Annotated in this window: 15 protein-coding genes and 1 tRNA gene; 7 read left to right on the top strand and 9 right to left on the bottom strand. The window is 42.6% G+C overall.

Annotated elements, in window-relative coordinates:
* Nucleotides 1-20 precede the first annotated feature (20 nt).
* From gatB to gatC, 3 genes are read right to left on the bottom strand one after another with little or no spacing between them, the layout of a single operon-like run.
* Nucleotides 21-1,496, bottom strand: a complete 1,476-nt coding sequence (gene gatB / locus FSC11_RS10945) for an Asp-tRNA(Asn)/Glu-tRNA(Gln) amidotransferase subunit GatB (protein ID WP_163166859.1) — start codon at nucleotides 1,494-1,496, stop codon at nucleotides 21-23.
* Complete coding sequence (gatA, locus tag FSC11_RS10940; protein WP_163166857.1) at nucleotides 1,496-2,974, bottom strand: Asp-tRNA(Asn)/Glu-tRNA(Gln) amidotransferase subunit GatA; 1,479 nt, start codon at nucleotides 2,972-2,974, stop codon at nucleotides 1,496-1,498. Before gatA ends, gatB begins: the two co-directional genes overlap by 1 nt.
* A gap of 52 nt (nucleotides 2,975-3,026) precedes the next feature.
* The gene (gene gatC, locus FSC11_RS10935; RefSeq protein WP_005221175.1) at nucleotides 3,027-3,341 is read right to left on the bottom strand and encodes an Asp-tRNA(Asn)/Glu-tRNA(Gln) amidotransferase subunit GatC; all 315 of its coding nucleotides are present in this window, start codon (nucleotides 3,339-3,341) and stop codon (nucleotides 3,027-3,029) included.
* 133 nt (nucleotides 3,342-3,474) lie between these two features.
* Between gatC and FSC11_RS10930 the strand changes: the two genes are divergently transcribed.
* From FSC11_RS10930 to FSC11_RS16145, 6 genes are all read left to right on the top strand, one after another.
* Entirely contained in the window at nucleotides 3,475-4,521 is a 1,047-nt protein-coding gene (locus FSC11_RS10930; RefSeq protein WP_004893381.1) for a rod shape-determining protein, read from the top strand.
* A gap of 16 nt (nucleotides 4,522-4,537) precedes the next feature.
* A complete protein-coding gene (mreC, locus tag FSC11_RS10925; protein ID WP_004810981.1) occupies nucleotides 4,538-5,395 on the top strand; it encodes a rod shape-determining protein MreC in 858 nt (285 codons plus the stop codon).
* On the top strand, nucleotides 5,382-5,873 hold the full coding sequence (gene mreD, locus FSC11_RS10920) for a rod shape-determining protein MreD (protein WP_004893383.1): 492 nt from the start codon (nucleotides 5,382-5,384) through the stop codon (nucleotides 5,871-5,873). Before mreC ends, mreD begins: the two co-directional genes overlap by 14 nt.
* Nucleotides 5,861-6,427, top strand: a complete 567-nt coding sequence (locus tag FSC11_RS10915) for a Maf-like protein (protein WP_005221179.1) — start codon at nucleotides 5,861-5,863, stop codon at nucleotides 6,425-6,427. The genes mreD and FSC11_RS10915 overlap by 13 nt, the downstream gene beginning before the upstream one ends.
* A 40-nt stretch (nucleotides 6,428-6,467) precedes the next feature.
* Nucleotides 6,468-7,922 carry a ribonuclease G gene (rng, locus tag FSC11_RS10910; protein WP_004810976.1) on the top strand — a complete coding sequence of 485 codons (1,455 nt, stop codon included), beginning with the start codon at nucleotides 6,468-6,470 and terminating at the stop codon, nucleotides 7,920-7,922.
* A gap of 135 nt (nucleotides 7,923-8,057) precedes the next feature.
* On the top strand, nucleotides 8,058-8,231 hold the full coding sequence (locus FSC11_RS16145) for a PA1571 family protein (RefSeq protein ID WP_004810972.1): 174 nt from the start codon (nucleotides 8,058-8,060) through the stop codon (nucleotides 8,229-8,231).
* 156 nt (nucleotides 8,232-8,387) lie between these two features.
* Here FSC11_RS16145 and FSC11_RS10905 read toward each other — a convergent pair whose 3' ends face one another.
* Together FSC11_RS10905 and FSC11_RS10900 are read right to left on the bottom strand one after the other, a co-directional pair.
* On the bottom strand, nucleotides 8,388-9,770 hold the full coding sequence (locus FSC11_RS10905) for a WS/DGAT/MGAT family O-acyltransferase (protein WP_163166855.1): 1,383 nt from the start codon (nucleotides 9,768-9,770) through the stop codon (nucleotides 8,388-8,390).
* Nucleotides 9,771-10,248: 478 nt separating this feature from the next.
* Entirely contained in the window at nucleotides 10,249-10,983 is a 735-nt protein-coding gene (locus FSC11_RS10900; RefSeq protein ID WP_163166853.1) for a phosphoadenylyl-sulfate reductase, read from the bottom strand.
* 202 nt (nucleotides 10,984-11,185) lie between these two features.
* Between FSC11_RS10900 and thrH the strand changes: the two genes are divergently transcribed.
* On the top strand, nucleotides 11,186-11,803 hold the full coding sequence (thrH, locus tag FSC11_RS10895) for a bifunctional phosphoserine phosphatase/homoserine phosphotransferase ThrH (protein WP_004810966.1): 618 nt from the start codon (nucleotides 11,186-11,188) through the stop codon (nucleotides 11,801-11,803).
* Nucleotides 11,804-11,872: 69 nt separating this feature from the next.
* Here the strand turns inward: thrH and FSC11_RS10890 are convergent, their stop codons facing one another.
* The 4 genes from FSC11_RS10890 to FSC11_RS10875 form a co-directional block, all read right to left on the bottom strand.
* Nucleotides 11,873-13,093, bottom strand: coding sequence for an OmpP1/FadL family transporter (locus tag FSC11_RS10890; RefSeq protein ID WP_163166851.1), 1,221 nt, complete (start codon nucleotides 13,091-13,093; stop codon nucleotides 11,873-11,875).
* Between the two features lie 321 nt (nucleotides 13,094-13,414).
* A complete protein-coding gene (locus FSC11_RS10885) occupies nucleotides 13,415-14,701 on the bottom strand; it encodes an OmpP1/FadL family transporter (protein WP_163166849.1) in 1,287 nt (428 codons plus the stop codon).
* A 347-nt stretch (nucleotides 14,702-15,048) separates the two neighbouring features.
* A tRNA-Arg gene (locus FSC11_RS10880) sits at nucleotides 15,049-15,121 on the bottom strand.
* Nucleotides 15,122-15,211: 90 nt separating this feature from the next.
* Entirely contained in the window at nucleotides 15,212-16,564 is a 1,353-nt protein-coding gene (locus tag FSC11_RS10875; protein WP_163166847.1) for an amino acid permease, read from the bottom strand.
* Nucleotides 16,565-16,871: the final 307 nt, after the last annotated feature.

The following is a 16,871-nucleotide window of genomic DNA, read 5'->3' as shown; positions in this document are numbered from 1 at the left end:
CTTTATAAAGAAAGATCAAATCAACCAATCAACTTCTTCATCAATTCATTTACTTGCGCAGGGTTAGCTTTACCTTTTGCTGCTTTCATCACTTGACCAACAAGACCATTGAACGCTTTCTCTTTACCAGATTTGTACTCTTCAACCATCTTCTCATTCGCAGCAAGCACTTCCTTAATAATCGCTTCAATTGCGCCTGTATCAGTTTCCTGTTTCAAGCCTTTTTCCGCAATAATTTCGTCCGCAGATTTGCCTTCGTCCCACATAAAGCCGAATACTTGTTTCGCAATCTTACCGTTAATCGTATTATCCACAATACGTGCGATCATACCGCCAAGTTTTTCAGCAGATACAGGAGAGTCAGCCAAATCTAAGCCTGCTTTGTTGAGCGCCCCTGAGAATTCCCCCATCACCCAGTTTGCAGCAATCTTACCTTGTGCAGCGCCACCAGCAGCTTTTACGACTTCTTCATAAAACTCTGACATTTCACGAGTCAATGTAAGTACGTGCGCATCGTACTCAGTCACGCCAAAGTCAGCCACAAAGCGCGCACGACGTGCCGCAGGAAGCTCAGGAAGTGCCGCACGTGCCGCTTCAATTTGCGCGTCAGCAATCACCACAGGCAACAAGTCTGGATCTGGGAAGTAGCGGTAATCGTTCGCTTCTTCTTTCGAACGCATGGAACGCGTTTCCATCTTCACAGGGTCGAACAAACGCGTTTCTTGGTCGATCGTGCCGTCCCATTCCAAGATTTCCATTTGACGTTCGATTTCAACATTGATCGCTTGTTCAATGAAACGGAATGAGTTGAGGTTTTTCAATTCACAACGTGTACCGAAGGGTTGACCCGGACGACGTAAAGACACGTTACAATCAGCACGGAATGAACCTTCCGCCATGTTACCATCAGAGATGCCTAACCAACGCACAAGTGTGTGAATCGCTTTAATGTAGGCAACCGCTTCTTCAACCGAACGCATATCGGGTTCAGATACGATTTCAAGCAGCGGAGTACCCGCACGGTTCAAATCGATGCCTGACATGCCTTCAAACTGGTCATGAATCGATTTACCTGCATCTTCCTCAAGGTGTGCACGCGTCACGCCAATACGTTTGGTTGTGCCATCTTCAAGCTGGATATCGATATGACCCAAGCCCACAATCGGGTTATCCATCTGGCTGATCTGATAGCCTTTTGGAGAGTCTGGATAGAAGTAGTTTTTACGGGCAAATACAGAAGCCTGGTCGATGTAAGCGTCAATCCCCAGACCAAAGCGAATCGCAAGATCAACCACTTCTTTGTTTAATACTGGCAATACGCCCGGCATCGCCAAATCGACAAGGCTGGCCTGAGTGTTAGGATCATTACCAAATTCAGTTGATGAACCCGAGAAGATTTTAGATTTGGTCGCAAGCTGAGTGTGAATCTCGATACCAATCACCACTTCCCAACCATCAATCAGGTTAGATTTTGGTTTAGCGTTGTTCTTCGCCATTATGCATTCTCCTCAGCAATTGCAGCGCGTTTTGTATGCCAATCTGTTGTCTGTTGATACTGGTGTACCACAGACAACAGTTGATATTCTGACCAGTAGTTACCAATCAGCTGTAAGCCAACTGGCAAGTTGTTATGATCAAAACCAACAGGCGCGTTAATCGCAGGAAGACCTGCCAGGTTTACTGCAAGCGTGTAAATATCGCCTAGGTACATTTCAACTGGAGTCAAATCCGCACCGATTTTATAGGCAGTCGTTGGCGCAGATGGGGCAGCGATGACATCAACTGATTCGAATGCTTTCAAGAAGTCTTGTTGAATCAAGCGACGTACTTTCTGTGCTTTCACATAGTAGGCATCGTAGTAGCCCGCAGATAAGGCATAAGTCCCGATCAGGATACGACGCTGAACTTCGGCACCGAAACCTTCTGAACGGGAACGTTTATACAGGTCGAGAAGATCTTTAGGCTCTTCACAACGGTAGCCATAACGCACGCCGTCATAGCGTGACAAGTTAGAAGATGCTTCAGCAGGTGCGATCAGGTAATACGTTGGAACATAGGCTTCCGTCATGTTGAGATCAATCTCAACCAGAATAGCGCCCATTTCTTCCAGTTTTTTTAAGGATTCTTCAACGCGTGCTTTTACATCAGCGGCAAGACCTTCAACATTGAAGTACTGTTTTGGAATACCAATACGTAGGCCTTTCACAGATGTGCCATTCAGGTTTGCCACATAATCATCTACTTCTTTTTCCATTGAAGTAGAGTCTTTAGCATCGTGACCTGCCATCACGTTCATCAGGTAAGCACAGTCTTCCGCAGAACGTGCCATTGGACCACCTTGATCCAGTGATGAGGCATAGGCAATCATACCGAAACGCGATACACGGCCATAAGTCGGTTTCAGACCAGTCAGACCACAGAAAGAGGCTGGCTGACGGATCGAACCACCAGTATCAGTACCGGTTGCAAATGGTGCCAGATCAGCCGCTACAACCGCAGCAGAACCGCCTGAAGAACCGCCCGGAACATGATCCAGTGCCCAAGGGTTTTTGGTCGCGCCAAAGTAAGATGATTCGGAAGTTGAACCCATGGCGAATTCGTCCATGTTCACTTTACCAAGTGTCACCAGGCCCGCAGCTTTACCTTTCGCTACAACGGTTGCGTCGTAAGGAGAGATAAAATTGTCCAGCATTTTAGAACCAGCAGTCGTTTTAATGCCTTGGGTACAGAAGATATCCTTATGTGCAATTGGCACACCAGTCAGCACATTTGCGCTACCAGCACGACGCAGTGCGTCAGCAGCATCGGCTTGTGCCAGTGCTTGCTCAGCGGTCACAGTCACGTATGACTTCACTTGAGCATCCACTTTTTCGATGCGTTTTAAGTAATGTTCAGTCAATTCGCGTGATGAAAATTTAGCATTGGCCAAACCTTCGGTAAGTTCACGAATTGATAGGCGGTGTAAATCTGTCATGAGAAATAATTCTTTACGTTTAATTTAATAAAAAGATTGAACTGGATAGTAATTACTCAATTACGCGAGGAACCAAGTACAAGCCATCCTGTACCGCTGGCGCAACTGCCTGATATTCATCACGGTGATTACTTTCACTCACTACATCTTCACGTAATGGCTGAGGATGGTCGAAAGGGCTTTTTAATGGTTCAACACCGTCAGTATTGATACCTTTCAGCGTTTCCATCATGCCTAAAATTTTATTTAAACTTTGAGCATATTCAGCAGATTGCGTATCATTCAGAGATAATCGTGCAAGGTTCGCAATAGCTGAAACTGTTTCTGCATTTAAATCTGCAGAATGCTGTGCATCCGATGTAGACATAACATTACCTAATCAGTATTAAAAAAAAATCAAATTATCATGCGTTATGATAAGCGATTGACTTGTCCAAAGCATCACATTTAGTTAAAGTTGCCACCTTGCGTCCATATAAAGTTTAATTGAGAACGTCCCCGTGATTCTAAAACGACTAATAGGCTTGTTTTCGCCAGATCTAGCCATTGATTTAGGTACTGCAAATACACTTATTTATGCGCCAGGACGAGGCATTATATTAAATGAACCGACGGTTGTAGCAATCCGTCATAGTGGTTCACAAAAAATTGTTGCTGCCGTAGGTCTTGACGCGAAACAAATGCTTGGTCGTACCCCGGCAAATATTTCAGCAATCCGCCCGATGAAAGATGGCGTGATTGCAGACTTTGAAGTCACTGAAACCATGTTGAATCAGTTCATCGGCAAGGTTCACGAAAAACGTTTATTCCCGCCTGCACCACGTGTTGTGGTGTGTGTTCCATGTAAATCTACTCTGGTTGAACGTCGTGCGATCCGTGAAGCCGTGTATAACGCTGGCGCGCGTGAAGTACGTTTGATTGAAGAACCGATGGCAGCTGCAATTGGCGCTGGCATGCCGGTAGAGCAGGCATGTGGTTCGATGGTTGTGGACGTGGGCGGTGGTACAACAGAAATCGCGATCATCTCGCTGCAGGGCTGTGTCTATGCAGACTCATTGCGTATTGGCGGTGATGTATTTGATGAACAGATCATTAACTACGTGCGTAAAGCACATGGTTGCGTGATCGGTGAAACGACTGCCGAAATTATTAAAAAAGAAGTCGGTATGGCGCTTCCGGATGAAGGTGCAAAACCACTGGAAATTGAAGTTCGTGGTCGTAACCTTGCTGAAGGTGTGCCGCGCGCAATTACGGTGACTTCTGATGAAGTGACTCAGGCAATTTCTGACCCATTGCAATATATCGTGTCTGCTGTGAAATCTGCACTGGAACAAACGCCTCCTGAACTGTCTTCAGACATCGCTGAGCGCGGGATCGTATTGACGGGTGGTGGTGCATTACTACGTAACTTGGACAAGCTTCTTGCCAAAGAAACTGGTCTTCCTGTGGTGGTTGCAGAAGATCCGCTGTCATGTGTAACACGTGGTGGCGGTAAGGTTCTCGAATTCTTCGACAACCCAAATCATGACATGTTATTCGTAGGCTAAGAACAGGACACGGCGGGTGCAAACACATCTGTTTTCTCGACAACCGCCATCTTTTCGCTCATTCGTCATTGCGTTGGTGACCTGTCTGGTGGTGCTTTTCTTTGATTGGCGCATGCCTCATCTGGTTCAACCTGCAAGGGATGTGCTGAATGCGGCATATAATCCGATATATGCTGTGGCCAGTTATCCTGTATTGTCGCGAGAATGGCTGAATCAACAAACCAAGTCTGAAGCACAACTGCGTCGTGAAAATACCGCGATGCAGGCTGAGCTGTTACAGGCGCAGGTACGCTTACAGAAAATTTCTGAACTGTCTGCTGAAAATACCCGTCTGCGCGGGCTACTGGACACGCCTTTAATTATTGATGGACGTATGGAAATTGCAGAAGTGATTGGTACTGATGCCGATCCGCTACGTCATATCATCGTGATTAACCGGGGTTCTAACAGCCACCTACGGATAGGGCAGACTGTGCTGGATGACAAGGGGATCATGGGACAGATCATTAGTGTCTATCCGCACAGTAGCCGTGTCATGCTGCTCTCAGATAAAGAACATTCACTTTCAGTACGTCTGGAACACACCGGCATGCGTGCCATCGTCTCGGGGACGGGTGATCTTGGGCGTCTGAAAATGGAATATGTACCGACCAGTGCCAACATCAAAGTCGGTGAAAAAGTTTATAGCTCAGGTTTGGGACAGCATTTCCCCGCAGGTTATCTGGTTGGCACCGTCTCTAAAGTACAACGTCATAATTCAGGTGAATTTGCCCAGATTGATGTGATTCCGGCAGCACAGCTGGCTGGTGGTCATCATGTGGTGGTACTGTTCTCTGATTCATTAGCGATGGAGCAGCCACATGTCGATCGCTAAAATGCAGTCCAGAACCCATCGGGATCCCTTGTTCCCGATTATTATTTCAGTAATTTTTGCCTCGGTTCTGGTGGTCTATCCTTTATCTTATTCGCTCTCTGGCTGGCGTCCGCAGTTTATGCTGATGGTGATGCTGTTCTGGGTACTCTGCCAGCCGACCTGGTGTGGGATCTGGTTTGCGTTCAGTACCGGGATTTTGCTGGATCTGCTATTGGATGCACCTTTGGGTCTGAATGCGCTGAGTTTTATTATTATTGCCTTTATGGCGCGCTTCCTGACCCGTGAGCGCCGTATCCTGACTTTTAGCAATCTTTGGATTATTGCTACATTGGCACTCGTTGCCCATCTGATGCTGACCTTCTTTGCTCAGATCATTAGCGGCGTGCAGTTCTCGATTCCACGTCACTGGCTACCGATACTGACTAGCGTTATGGTATGGCCTGTTCTATATTATCTGCTCAGAAAATGGCGCATCTGATTCTGGCCTCCAGTTCACCTCGACGCCGTGAACTGCTGCAACAGTTGGGACTGGAGTTCGAGATTTACAGTCCTGATATTGACGAATCCGTATTGCCCAATGAGTCAGTTACGGCTTATGTTGAGCGTTTGGCACGTGCCAAAGCGGATGCCGTGGCCGAGCGTTATCCAGATGCAATTATCATTGCCGCGGACACCAGTTTGGGGGTTGATAACGAGATTCTGGGTAAGCCTGAATCCAAACAGCATGCCTTTGTAATGTGGGCTAAAATATCAGGCCGTAAACATGATGTATTTAGCGGTGTCTGCGTACGCACAAAAAATGAAAAATACAGTATAGTGGTAAGAACACAGGTTGAATTTCAATCACTCACCACCCATGATATGGAAATTTATTGGGCGACTGGTGAACCGGTAGGCAAGGCAGGCGGTTATGCCATTCAAGGCATTGCAGCACGTTATATCCCCGCGATTCAGGGGAGCTACTCTAATGTAGTCGGTTTGCCCCTATATGAAACGGTACAGTTATTACAGACGGTTAAAGCACTAAATTAACTGCTGAAAAAAGAATTCTTATAATGTTTTGAGTGTTGTTATGTCTGACGAGTTATTGATTAACTTCACACCGATGGAATGTCGTGTGGCGTTAATCGAAAACGGCACGGTGAACGAACTGTTCATCGAGCGTACCGCGAAGCGCGGTCTGGTGGGGAACGTATATAAAGGCAAAGTGGTCCGTGTCCTGCCAGGGATGCAGGCTGCTTTTGTCGATATTGGTCTGTCACGTACTGCTTTTTTGCATATCAATGATATGGTCTGGCCGCGTCAGCAGCCGACACCGAATGTGTTTGAATTACTGCAGCCAGGTCAGATTCTGACGGTGCAGGTGATGAAAGACATGCTCGGGACCAAAGGCGCACGTCTTTCAACTGATCTCTCCATTCCTTCACGTTATCTGGTTTTGATGCCTTATGGCAATCATATTGGCGTATCGCAACGAATTGAATCTGAAGAAGAACGTAATCGTTTACGTTCGATTATTGAACGGATTCAGGCCCAGCATAAACTGCCCGGTTCGGTGATTGTCCGTACTGCGGCAGAAGGCATTGATGAAGCTGAAATTGCCCAGGATATGGCTTATCTGGCCAAGCTTTGGGACTACATTCAGCGCAAACAGAAGAGCATTGCTGTTCCATCACTGATCTTTGAAGAACTGCCGCTGCCACAGCGTGTGATTCGTGATCTGGCCAATGAAAACACTGCCAAAATCTATGTCGATTCACGTGAAATCCACGGCAAACTGAAAGAGTTTGTTAAAGAATTTGTGCCAAGCATGAATGATCGTTTGCTGCACTATCCAGGCGAGCGCCCGATTTTTGACTTATATAATGTTGAAGATGATATCCAGAAGGCTCTACAAACCCGTGTGGCACTAAAATCTGGTGGCTATCTGATGATTGATCAGACTGAGGCCATGACCACGATTGATGTCAATACCGGTTCCTATGTCGGTGGTCGTTCACTGGAAGATACCGTCTTCAAAACCAATATGGAAGCAACTGAGGTGATTGCACGTCAGTTACGACTGCGTAATCTGGGTGGGATCATTATTATTGATTTTATTGACATGCAGGAAGCACAGCATCGTGACGAGGTAATGAACCAGTTCGAAAAAATGCTGGAACGTGATCATGCCAAAACCAAGATTACCCAGGTATCTGAACTGGGTCTGGTCGAGATGACGCGTAAACGTACCCGTGAATCTCTAGAACACCTGTTATGTGAATCCTGTCCGACCTGTCAAGGACGTGGATATGTCAAAACAGCAGAATCAGTGTGTTACGAAATATTCCGTGAAATTTTACGTTATGCGCGCGCTTATCAATCACAAAGTGGATTTACTGTAGTGGCACATCCGTCAGTGATTGATCGACTGCTGACTGCAGAAGCCCCGGCTGTGGCGGATCTGGAACACTTTATTGATCGCGTGATTAAGTTCCAAGTTGAGAATTTATATACGCAAGAGCAATACGATATCATTCTCAGCTGAAATTGTAACAGAATATCGTAAAACCCTTGTTACAACTGGAATTTTACAAGCGCAGGTGAATTCTGAATACTAGACACATCCAGTAGCCAAAGCCAATCTCCCAATATTTTGGCTTAGCAAAAAATGAGGTGTGTCATGAGTATAAGTAAAGCAGTTATTAATAAGGGTCTAAAACACGTGCTTGAACCGAAAACTGTCCACGCGGGATACATTGTGGACGAACGCGGCAATGAAGTTCAGATTACTTCATCTATGATCCGTACGGTCTGCCATCAGCTATTAAAACAATGTCGTACTGTGAAAAGTTAAAATTTGAATATTGCTTGAATGATTTGAATAAAAAATAATCAAATAAAAATAAAGGGGCACCATATGCCCCTTTATTATTGCATGAAATTATTGGCAAAAATGTTCATACCTGTTTTTGCATAGAAACTTAGTCTTGGTTTTAGTCTTCATCGCAGTCTAACTTACTGCTGCGAGCTTTGGGGTTTTGCCACCATCGACAATCCGTTCAAAACGCTGGATTTCGTCCTCAAGATGAGTAAGGAGATTCTGCATTTTAGGCAGGGAATTACGGCAGGCGGTCAGACCTACTTCAAGTTTGTCTAAATAACTGGTCATGGTGATATTGAGTGCCTGACCATCGAGCACGATAGAGGCAGGGTAGAGGGCTTCCAGACGGGCACCATTCCAGTACAGCGGTTCTTGTGGACCTGGAACATTGGAAATCACCAGATTAAATGCCTGGCGTTTTGGCATCAGACCTGATGCAATATTTAAACCTGCAGCGCCATAAACAAAAGCACTATAGTTCAGAATCTGATTGGCATTCATGCGCTTAAAACGTTCTTTGGCATTCAGTACGCTACGACGTACGATCTTGAGGCGTTCTAAAGGATCTTCCTTATGTGTACCCAGATTCGCCAGAATCATGGTAATACGGTTTGATACATCAGAGTCATCAGAACGTACAGAAGCCGGTACCATGGCAATCAACGGTTTCTTCGGTAGAGCATCTTGGCTAATTAAATATTCACGTAAGGCACCGGAACAGATTGCCAGCACGATATCGTTAATGGTTACACCCAAGGCTTTAGAAATACGACGAAGACGCTCAAATTCAAAGGATTGCGCAGCAAATCGGCGTGATGCACTGACACGTTGATTTAGAATGGATGAAGGGGCCTGGAAACTGGAGACATAATCAGGATTACGTCCCATGTCTTTTAATACAGTTTGCGACAGCTCATAGATGACACGCGGAGTAGATTCCAGCTGTCCTTTCAGCGTAGATAAAACGCCTTTAATGCGGCTAACTTTTGGTGCTTTCAGGCGCTTGGCACGTGGTCCTTCTACACACCATGGTGGGACAATACTTTTTCCATGTGGATCATGAGACAGTGATTTCTCTACCAGACGCATACCCGCAATGCCATCGACCATGGCATGGTGGATTTTAAAATACATCGCGAAACGATTACCTTCTATTCCTTCAATGATATGACAGGTCCAGAGTGGTTTGGCACGGTCAATCAGAGCACTATGTTCCTGTGAAATATAGGTGAGTAATTCACGGATGCGACCCGGTTTTGGCAGGGCAATATGCCGGAAATGATGATCCAGATCGAACTGTTGATCTTCGTCCCAGAACAAGCCATTTAAATAATTATTGAAAGGTGGGATTGGAATAGATTTGGAAGTACGGATGTCACGCACCAAGTCCTGAATAAAAGTTGCCGGTGCATTATCGGGAATCTGAAATAAAAAAAGACCACCTACATGCATAGGTTGCTGCCGTTTCTCTAAAGATAAAAAAATAAGATCAATTGGATGTAATGGACGCATAGCGTGGATTGCCTCACTGCACTCTATATGGCTGTTCTCTATCTGAAAAGCCTTGTTAGAATTATTGCTTTAGTAAAGAAAGTATAGCTGTTTTAACGTAGAAATGAACTGCTTAATCTTAATCTGTTAAGTTAAAAAGTAATAATTGACATGGAGGTTTATACCTTCCTAAGTTTTTGAAATGTGAAAATTTTAGTTTTTAAAGCTGCTGCTGAAAATACGTTTTTTAGGTCTGGTGGGAGTATAACTGAATAATTATGCATCATTAAAAGAATGGTATTGAGTTTAATTTCACATTTTTTTGCAAATAAATCTATTCAATAACATTTTATAAATTCTTTGATTATCCTCAGGATCTTTCCTGATGAATGGTAAAAGAGGAAACTTTATATCTTGTCACCAAATGTAAGATTCGTAGTTAAAAAGGCTATCCTCATTCAGGATAGCCTCTTACAAATATTCACAGTCTGATTTAATTTTACTCTTTCAAGTTGCCTGCATGTAAGCCACATTCTTTATGTGTGGCTTCTTCCCACCACCAGCGACCTTCACGTTCATGCTGGTTCGGTAAAACGGGACGAGTACATGGTTCACAGCCAATAGAAATAAATCCTTTCTCATGCAATGGGTTATATGGAATTTCCATCATACGGATATAACTCCATACATCGGCACTTGACCAGTTGGCAAGTGGGTTGTATTTAATCAGCTGTTTACCGGGACCTGAAAAACCTGGATCTGCCTGAACCACCGGAATTTCATTCCGTGTACCCGGGCTCTGGTCTTTACGCTGACCGGTAATCCAGCCATCAAGCGTTGCAAGTTTTTTACGTAATGGTTGAACCTTGCGGATGCCACAACATTCCTGATGACCATCTTGATAGAAACTGAACATCCCTTTACGAGTAGTCAAATTTTCAATGGCTTCACGTTCAGGAAAACAGATTTCAATATCTACATTATAGTGTTTTCGAACTTGCTCGATAAATTGATAGGTTTCAGCGTGCAAGCGGCCTGTATCCAGACTAAAGACACGGAAAGGTTTACCGAGGTGGGAAGCCATGTCAATCAGTACAACATCTTCTGCACCAGAAAATGAAATGGCAATTTCACCTGTTTGATTCAGGGCAAGTGCCAAAATTTCACTTGGAGATTTATCAGCATATTCAGATGCAAGCGCATCCACAATATCAATAGTAGGAATAGTGGTCATGAGAATCCTGGCGATATAGGCTTGGAATGACTCTGCCTATATTAATTAATTTCACATGTATTTTAATAGAAGAGAATTAGTAGTCTTATCACTAAAAAATAAATACTTATGAAAAAAATAGATTTAAAAAAGAACAATGCAAAATATGAATCTTCAGCTATGATATGGAAAATTTTTTAGATGATAACTGAGGGGAATATTCATGGAAGTCGTATGTCTGGATCTTGAAGGTGTATTGGTTCCTGAAATTTGGATTAATTTTGCAAAGAAAACAGGCATTAAAGCGCTTGAAGCAACGACTCGTGATATTCCTGACTATGATGTGTTGATGACACAACGTCTGAATATTCTGAAAGAGCATGGCTTGGGTCTGAATGATATTCAGGAAGTGATTGCAGATATGGGGCCATTTGAAGGCGCCAAAGAATTTGTAGAATGGGTAAGCACTCATTTCCAACTGATTATTTTATCTGATACTTTCTATGAATTTGCGCATCCTTTAATGAAGCAGTTAGGCTGGCCAACAATTTTCTGTCATAAACTTGAAACTGATGAAAAAGGCATGATCACCGCGTACAAACTGCGTCAGCCAGATCAAAAACGTCAAGCGGTAAAAGCATTACATGGCCTGAACTTCCGTGTGATCGCAGCAGGGGATTCTTATAACGATACCACCATGCTGGGTGAAGCGGATCACGGTTTCCTGTTTGATGCACCGGAAAATGTGATTGCTGAATTCCCGCAATTCCCACCGATTCATGGTTATGCAGCGTTGAAAGAAGCCATCCGTAATGCTTCAATCCGTAATATTCCAGCGTAAGTGTTAAAAGCTGAATGAAATAAAAAAGGCGCTTGAGGCGCCTTTTTTATCATAAAGATATAGCTTGAATTAGAAGCGGTAACCGATCTTCATGCCATATGCCCATGCATTATTATCTTCAAATTCACCTACTGGATTTCCTCCTGTCTGTGCAGTCGCATCACCTAACCAAAGGTGTTTTACACCAGCCTGGATAAAGTAATTTGCAGCAGGGCTATATTGAGCACCTAGACCTAAACTCCAATAACCTTCAGTTGGGCCAAGTGTTGTCACAGGATTACCTGCACCTGAATCCCAGCCTACTGAAGTAGATGCTGACCATTTGTCATTAAACTTATGACCGACACCGATACTTGCAGACCATTGGTCGTCAGAGTAATCGATAAGATTATTCCCTGAATTAGCTTTTAAGAATAGAGGAGTTACAGCAAATTGATCCCAATGTACCCAACGTATATTAGCAAAAGCGATGGTATTTTTTGCAACACCAGATTGGAAATCTAAATTCACAGATTGTGGTGTAATTGCATCTACGCGCTCAGTACTCATAGGAACAGTAGTACCTGCAGGTACAGTGAATCCCGGTGCTAAGGTAGTAGGCTGAGCAAAGGTAAAACTTTCAGTTCCTGTTGTCTTATGTTTAATTTCAGAACGATAAGTTACAGAGGCTTTTAAGGCAATTTCAGGAATAGAATAAGCAAAACCTGCTAACCAGCCATATGCTTCTTTTTCATCGAGTTTAATATTGTATCCACTTAATGCTTTTGTTGGATCTAAAGGAGAAATATAAGCGGCGCCTCGTAAAGAGATATCAGCCTCTACTGTTTGCCATACTGGGCCGGCATATAAATTCCAGTTTTCATTCGGTTGATAACCGATGAGAGCTGTAATATTTTGGGTTTTTACTTCAACTTTTGTTCCTTCGCCAGCAGCAGAGAAGCTAGATAATGGTCCATTAATAGAATAGCTTGCGTCTGCACCATAAGGCTGATCGTAAATTAAACCGAGTGAAATTTTATCAGTCGCTTGTACTTTAATTGCTGTGTTGACGAAATAGTAATCTTCAGCCATATCGTCAATTTTTTCACCATTAAAGCTGTTACCAAGTGAACGCACACTTGACTTGCCTTTGACATCCGGATCAAGTACAGAAATACCTGCTTCAGCATAGTTACCAGGCTGTAAAAAAGCTTGTATAGATTGACCAGAACGATCTAAACCACCTGCAAAAACTGCTGTAGTTGGAAGAGTTGCAAGTAATATTGCATTAGAAATCGGCTTAAGCTTCATGGCTCGTCCTTGAATGTTTCATAAAGATATAAAAAGTTGTGGAAAAGTAACATAAAATTAAAAAGAGTAAATGCTCAGCTTCGATGAAGATTTGAACTGAGTAGTAATTAAAATAGGAGGAGTTAGAGTTTTTGTACTAAATATATAAGGTTAAATATGTGAATTAAATAATATTTTAGGGTGATGAATTGGCTAAAATGACATGTAAATAATTTAAAAGTTAAGTGATGTTTAAATCATCAAATAGTTTACAAGTGTATAAAAATAAATTCATAGCAATAAAAAACCACCCGAAGGCGGTTTTTTATTAAATTGACTGAATTAGAAACGGTAACCAATTTTTAGACCATAACCAATAGCATTATTGTCTTCAAATTCACCAACGTTTGGATTCGCTACTGTTAAAGCGGTTGCATCACCCAACCAGAAGTATTTTACTCCACCAGCAATAAAGGTAGCTGGAGTAGGGCTATATTGAACACCTAAACCAACATTCCAGTAGCCATCTACAGGACCAAGAGTAGTAATTGGATTGCCTGCACCTGAATCCCAGCCTACAGAGACATTACCTGCCCACCTTTCGCTTAATTTACGACCTACACCAGCTGTTGCAGACCATTGATCTTTATTATATTCAACAAGATTACCACCATCTAGATTAGCTAAAGTTGGTCCTAAGGGACCTGCACCAGGAGCTAACCTTGCTAGGCTATCTAAAGCTTGACCGAATTGAGTAGGACGGATAGCCATACCATCCCAATTAACCCAGCGTACATTTAAAAATGCAACAGTGTCTGCCATGATACCTGATTGTAAATCAAGATTTACAGATTGAGGGGTAGTAACATTAGTTTTACCAGTAATAAATTCAGCAGGTATAAGAGCTCCTGCGCCTGGCACCAATGAATTTATACCACCCGCAATAGAATTCCTTACTGATGTGCCATTTGCACTTTCATCAGTATTTAATTCATGTTCGATTTCTGAACGATAAGTTAATGAGGCTTTAAGAGCGATTTCAGGAATTTGGAAGGCTAAACCTGCAGCCCATCCTAATTCACTATCTTTTTTCATGTTAGCATCATAACCACCTAATAAGCTATAAGCTGCACCACGTAAACTAACATCACCTTTAGCTTCTTGGTAAACAGGGCCAGCATAGAAATTCCAGTTTTCATTTGGTTGAAAACCAACAAGTAATGTTAAATTTTCAGTGTGAACTTCTGCTGTTGTACCATCAGTACCTGTTGGATTAAATGCGCCTGATTGATCTTTATACTTAGCTTTAGCGCCAAATGGTTGATCATATAATAGACCTACAGAAATATTATCTGTTGCTTGAATTTTAAGTGCTGCAGAAGGAAAGTAATATGAACTTGCCATGTCACCTGTTCCTTGAGGTGGAACAACTGTAGCAGGCGGTACAATGATCTGACTTGATGTGCCTGAAACATCAGCGTCTAAAACAGAAAACCCCGCTTCAAAGTAGTTACCTGGTTGCAAAAATGCTGCAATTGACTGGCCAGAACGATCCATAGCTGCAGCAAACGCGCCTGTCATTGGTAATGTTGCTAAAATCATTGCTGTACTAAGCGTTTTTAATTTCATTCTTCATCTTCCCTTGAGGTACAAATTGGGGTTTTAAAACATTTATTCGGTATGAGCTTGGTATTGTTTTTGGAGTCATTCCTATGCCTTCAATGGCTGATTTGTTACTCCATGTGACAAAAATAACACAATATAAAAAAGAGTAAATGCTCTAGTTTGAATGAGTAGTTCAAAAAAACATCAAATTAGATTAAAAATACTAATTTAAAAGTAATGTAAGGATATAAGCTTTTGAAATTTAAAAATTTAATTTAAAATAGCGAGATAGTGAAAAAAATGAAAAAAATATAAATATATTGAACTATTGCTTAATTTTTTTGTTAATTAGTTCACATATCTGAAATATGTGCGCCCTGCGGGACTCGAACCCACGTCGGTCGCTTAGGAGGCAACTGCTCTATCCAGTTAAGCTAAGGGCGCAAAACGCTCCCTAATCTACTCCAAAAAAGACGAAAAAAAAAGTTATTGCCGAAGCAATAACTTTAAAAAATAGTCAATTAAAACGTTTTATCAATTCTTGATCTGAAGCAGTTTAAACAGGATAAACATGATCACGACCCAAATCGGCAGCATGTATACAGATTCCTGAAAGCCCTGAGTCCACATAATGTAAAGAATAGTCGCAATAAAGCCCAATACAAGTACATTACTTGCTGGAGACCAGAGTGCTGGAAATTTGGTTTTTTCTCCAACTTTTTTCATTGCCTGAATAAACTTGAAATGTGTTAGTGAAATCATTGCCCAGTTCAAGACCAAGGCACCTACCACCACATAGATCAGATGGCTTAAAGCATCTTCTGGTACAAAGTAGTTCAACAGTACGCAGCCAAAAATCAAAGCAGCAGAGAAGAGTACTGCAGGAATTGGCGTACCTTGTTTATTTACTTTCAGGAAGAGCTTCGGTGCATTGCCTTGTTTGGCCAGACCGTAAAGCATGCGACTATTCGCATACATACCACTGTTATATACAGACAGTGCAGCAGTTAGAATAATAAAGTTTAACAGGTGGGCTGCCCAGTCAATACCAAGCTGACTGAAGATCATTACGAATGGACTTTTATCCAGACCGCCGAGTTCCAACTGATTCCAAGGCACTAATGATAACAAGATGGTCAACGCACCGACATAGAAAATCAGAATACGGAAAACAACCTGGTTAATCGCCTTAGGAATGGTCTTTTCCGGATTCTCCGCTTCTGCTGCTGCCATACCAATCAGTTCAATCCCGCCAAAGGCGAACATGAGGAAGGCCAGCATGAAGAATAAACCTTCAAAGCCATTCGGGAAGAAGCCACCTGCAGTCCATAAATTGCTAAAAGATGCGGTAGATGAAGCATCTGCAGTCAGGATCAGGTATAAACCAAAGACAATCATCGAGATGACGGCAGTCACTTTAATGATTGAAAGCCAGAACTCTGATTCACCGTAGAATTTCACATTGCCAAGGTTGACCAGGGTAATCACAATGAAGAAAAACAGCACCGATGCCCAGGCAGGAATATGGGGCCACCAGTAGTTAATATATTTTGCGACAGCGGTAAGCTCGGTCATTGCGACCAGGATATACAAGATCCAGTAGTTCCAGCCCGCGAGGAAGCCAGGGAATTTACCCCAATATTTATAAGCAAAATGGCTGAAAGAACCTGCAACAGGTTCATGAACAATCATTTCACCCAATTGACGCATAATAAGGAAAGCAATTAAGCCACCAATGGCATAGCCCAGAATAATCGAAGGACCAGCGGATTGGATCACCTGTGCGGAACCTAAGAATAAGCCTGTGCCAATTGCACCGCCCATGGCGATCAACTGAATATGACGGTTCTTTAAGCCACGCTGAAGTTGTGAAGACTCGTTATTCAAAGTATTCAGCCCGACAATGTAAAAATAAGTTGAAAGATTGTAATTGATCAGTCAAAAGAAGCCTAGTAGAACCCTTGAATGAAAAATTATTATCAGATTAATAAAAAATTATTATAAAAATAAATTAAATAAAAGATAAATGAATCAATATATTAATTTTATTGAATCTGATATTCCTCATCGAATATTAAAAAGACAGCCGTTGTATATGTTGTTTTTTTATACAAAGGTCTTGCAGTCAATTTATCACGATATAAATATACTATACTCAAATTCAACCTCAGTTACATTGCATTTACAAAATAAA

The organism is Acinetobacter schindleri, assembly GCF_010918895.1.
GTDB lineage: Bacteria > Pseudomonadota > Gammaproteobacteria > Pseudomonadales > Moraxellaceae > Acinetobacter > Acinetobacter schindleri.
This window is presented reverse-complemented; position numbering and strand designations above follow the sequence as displayed.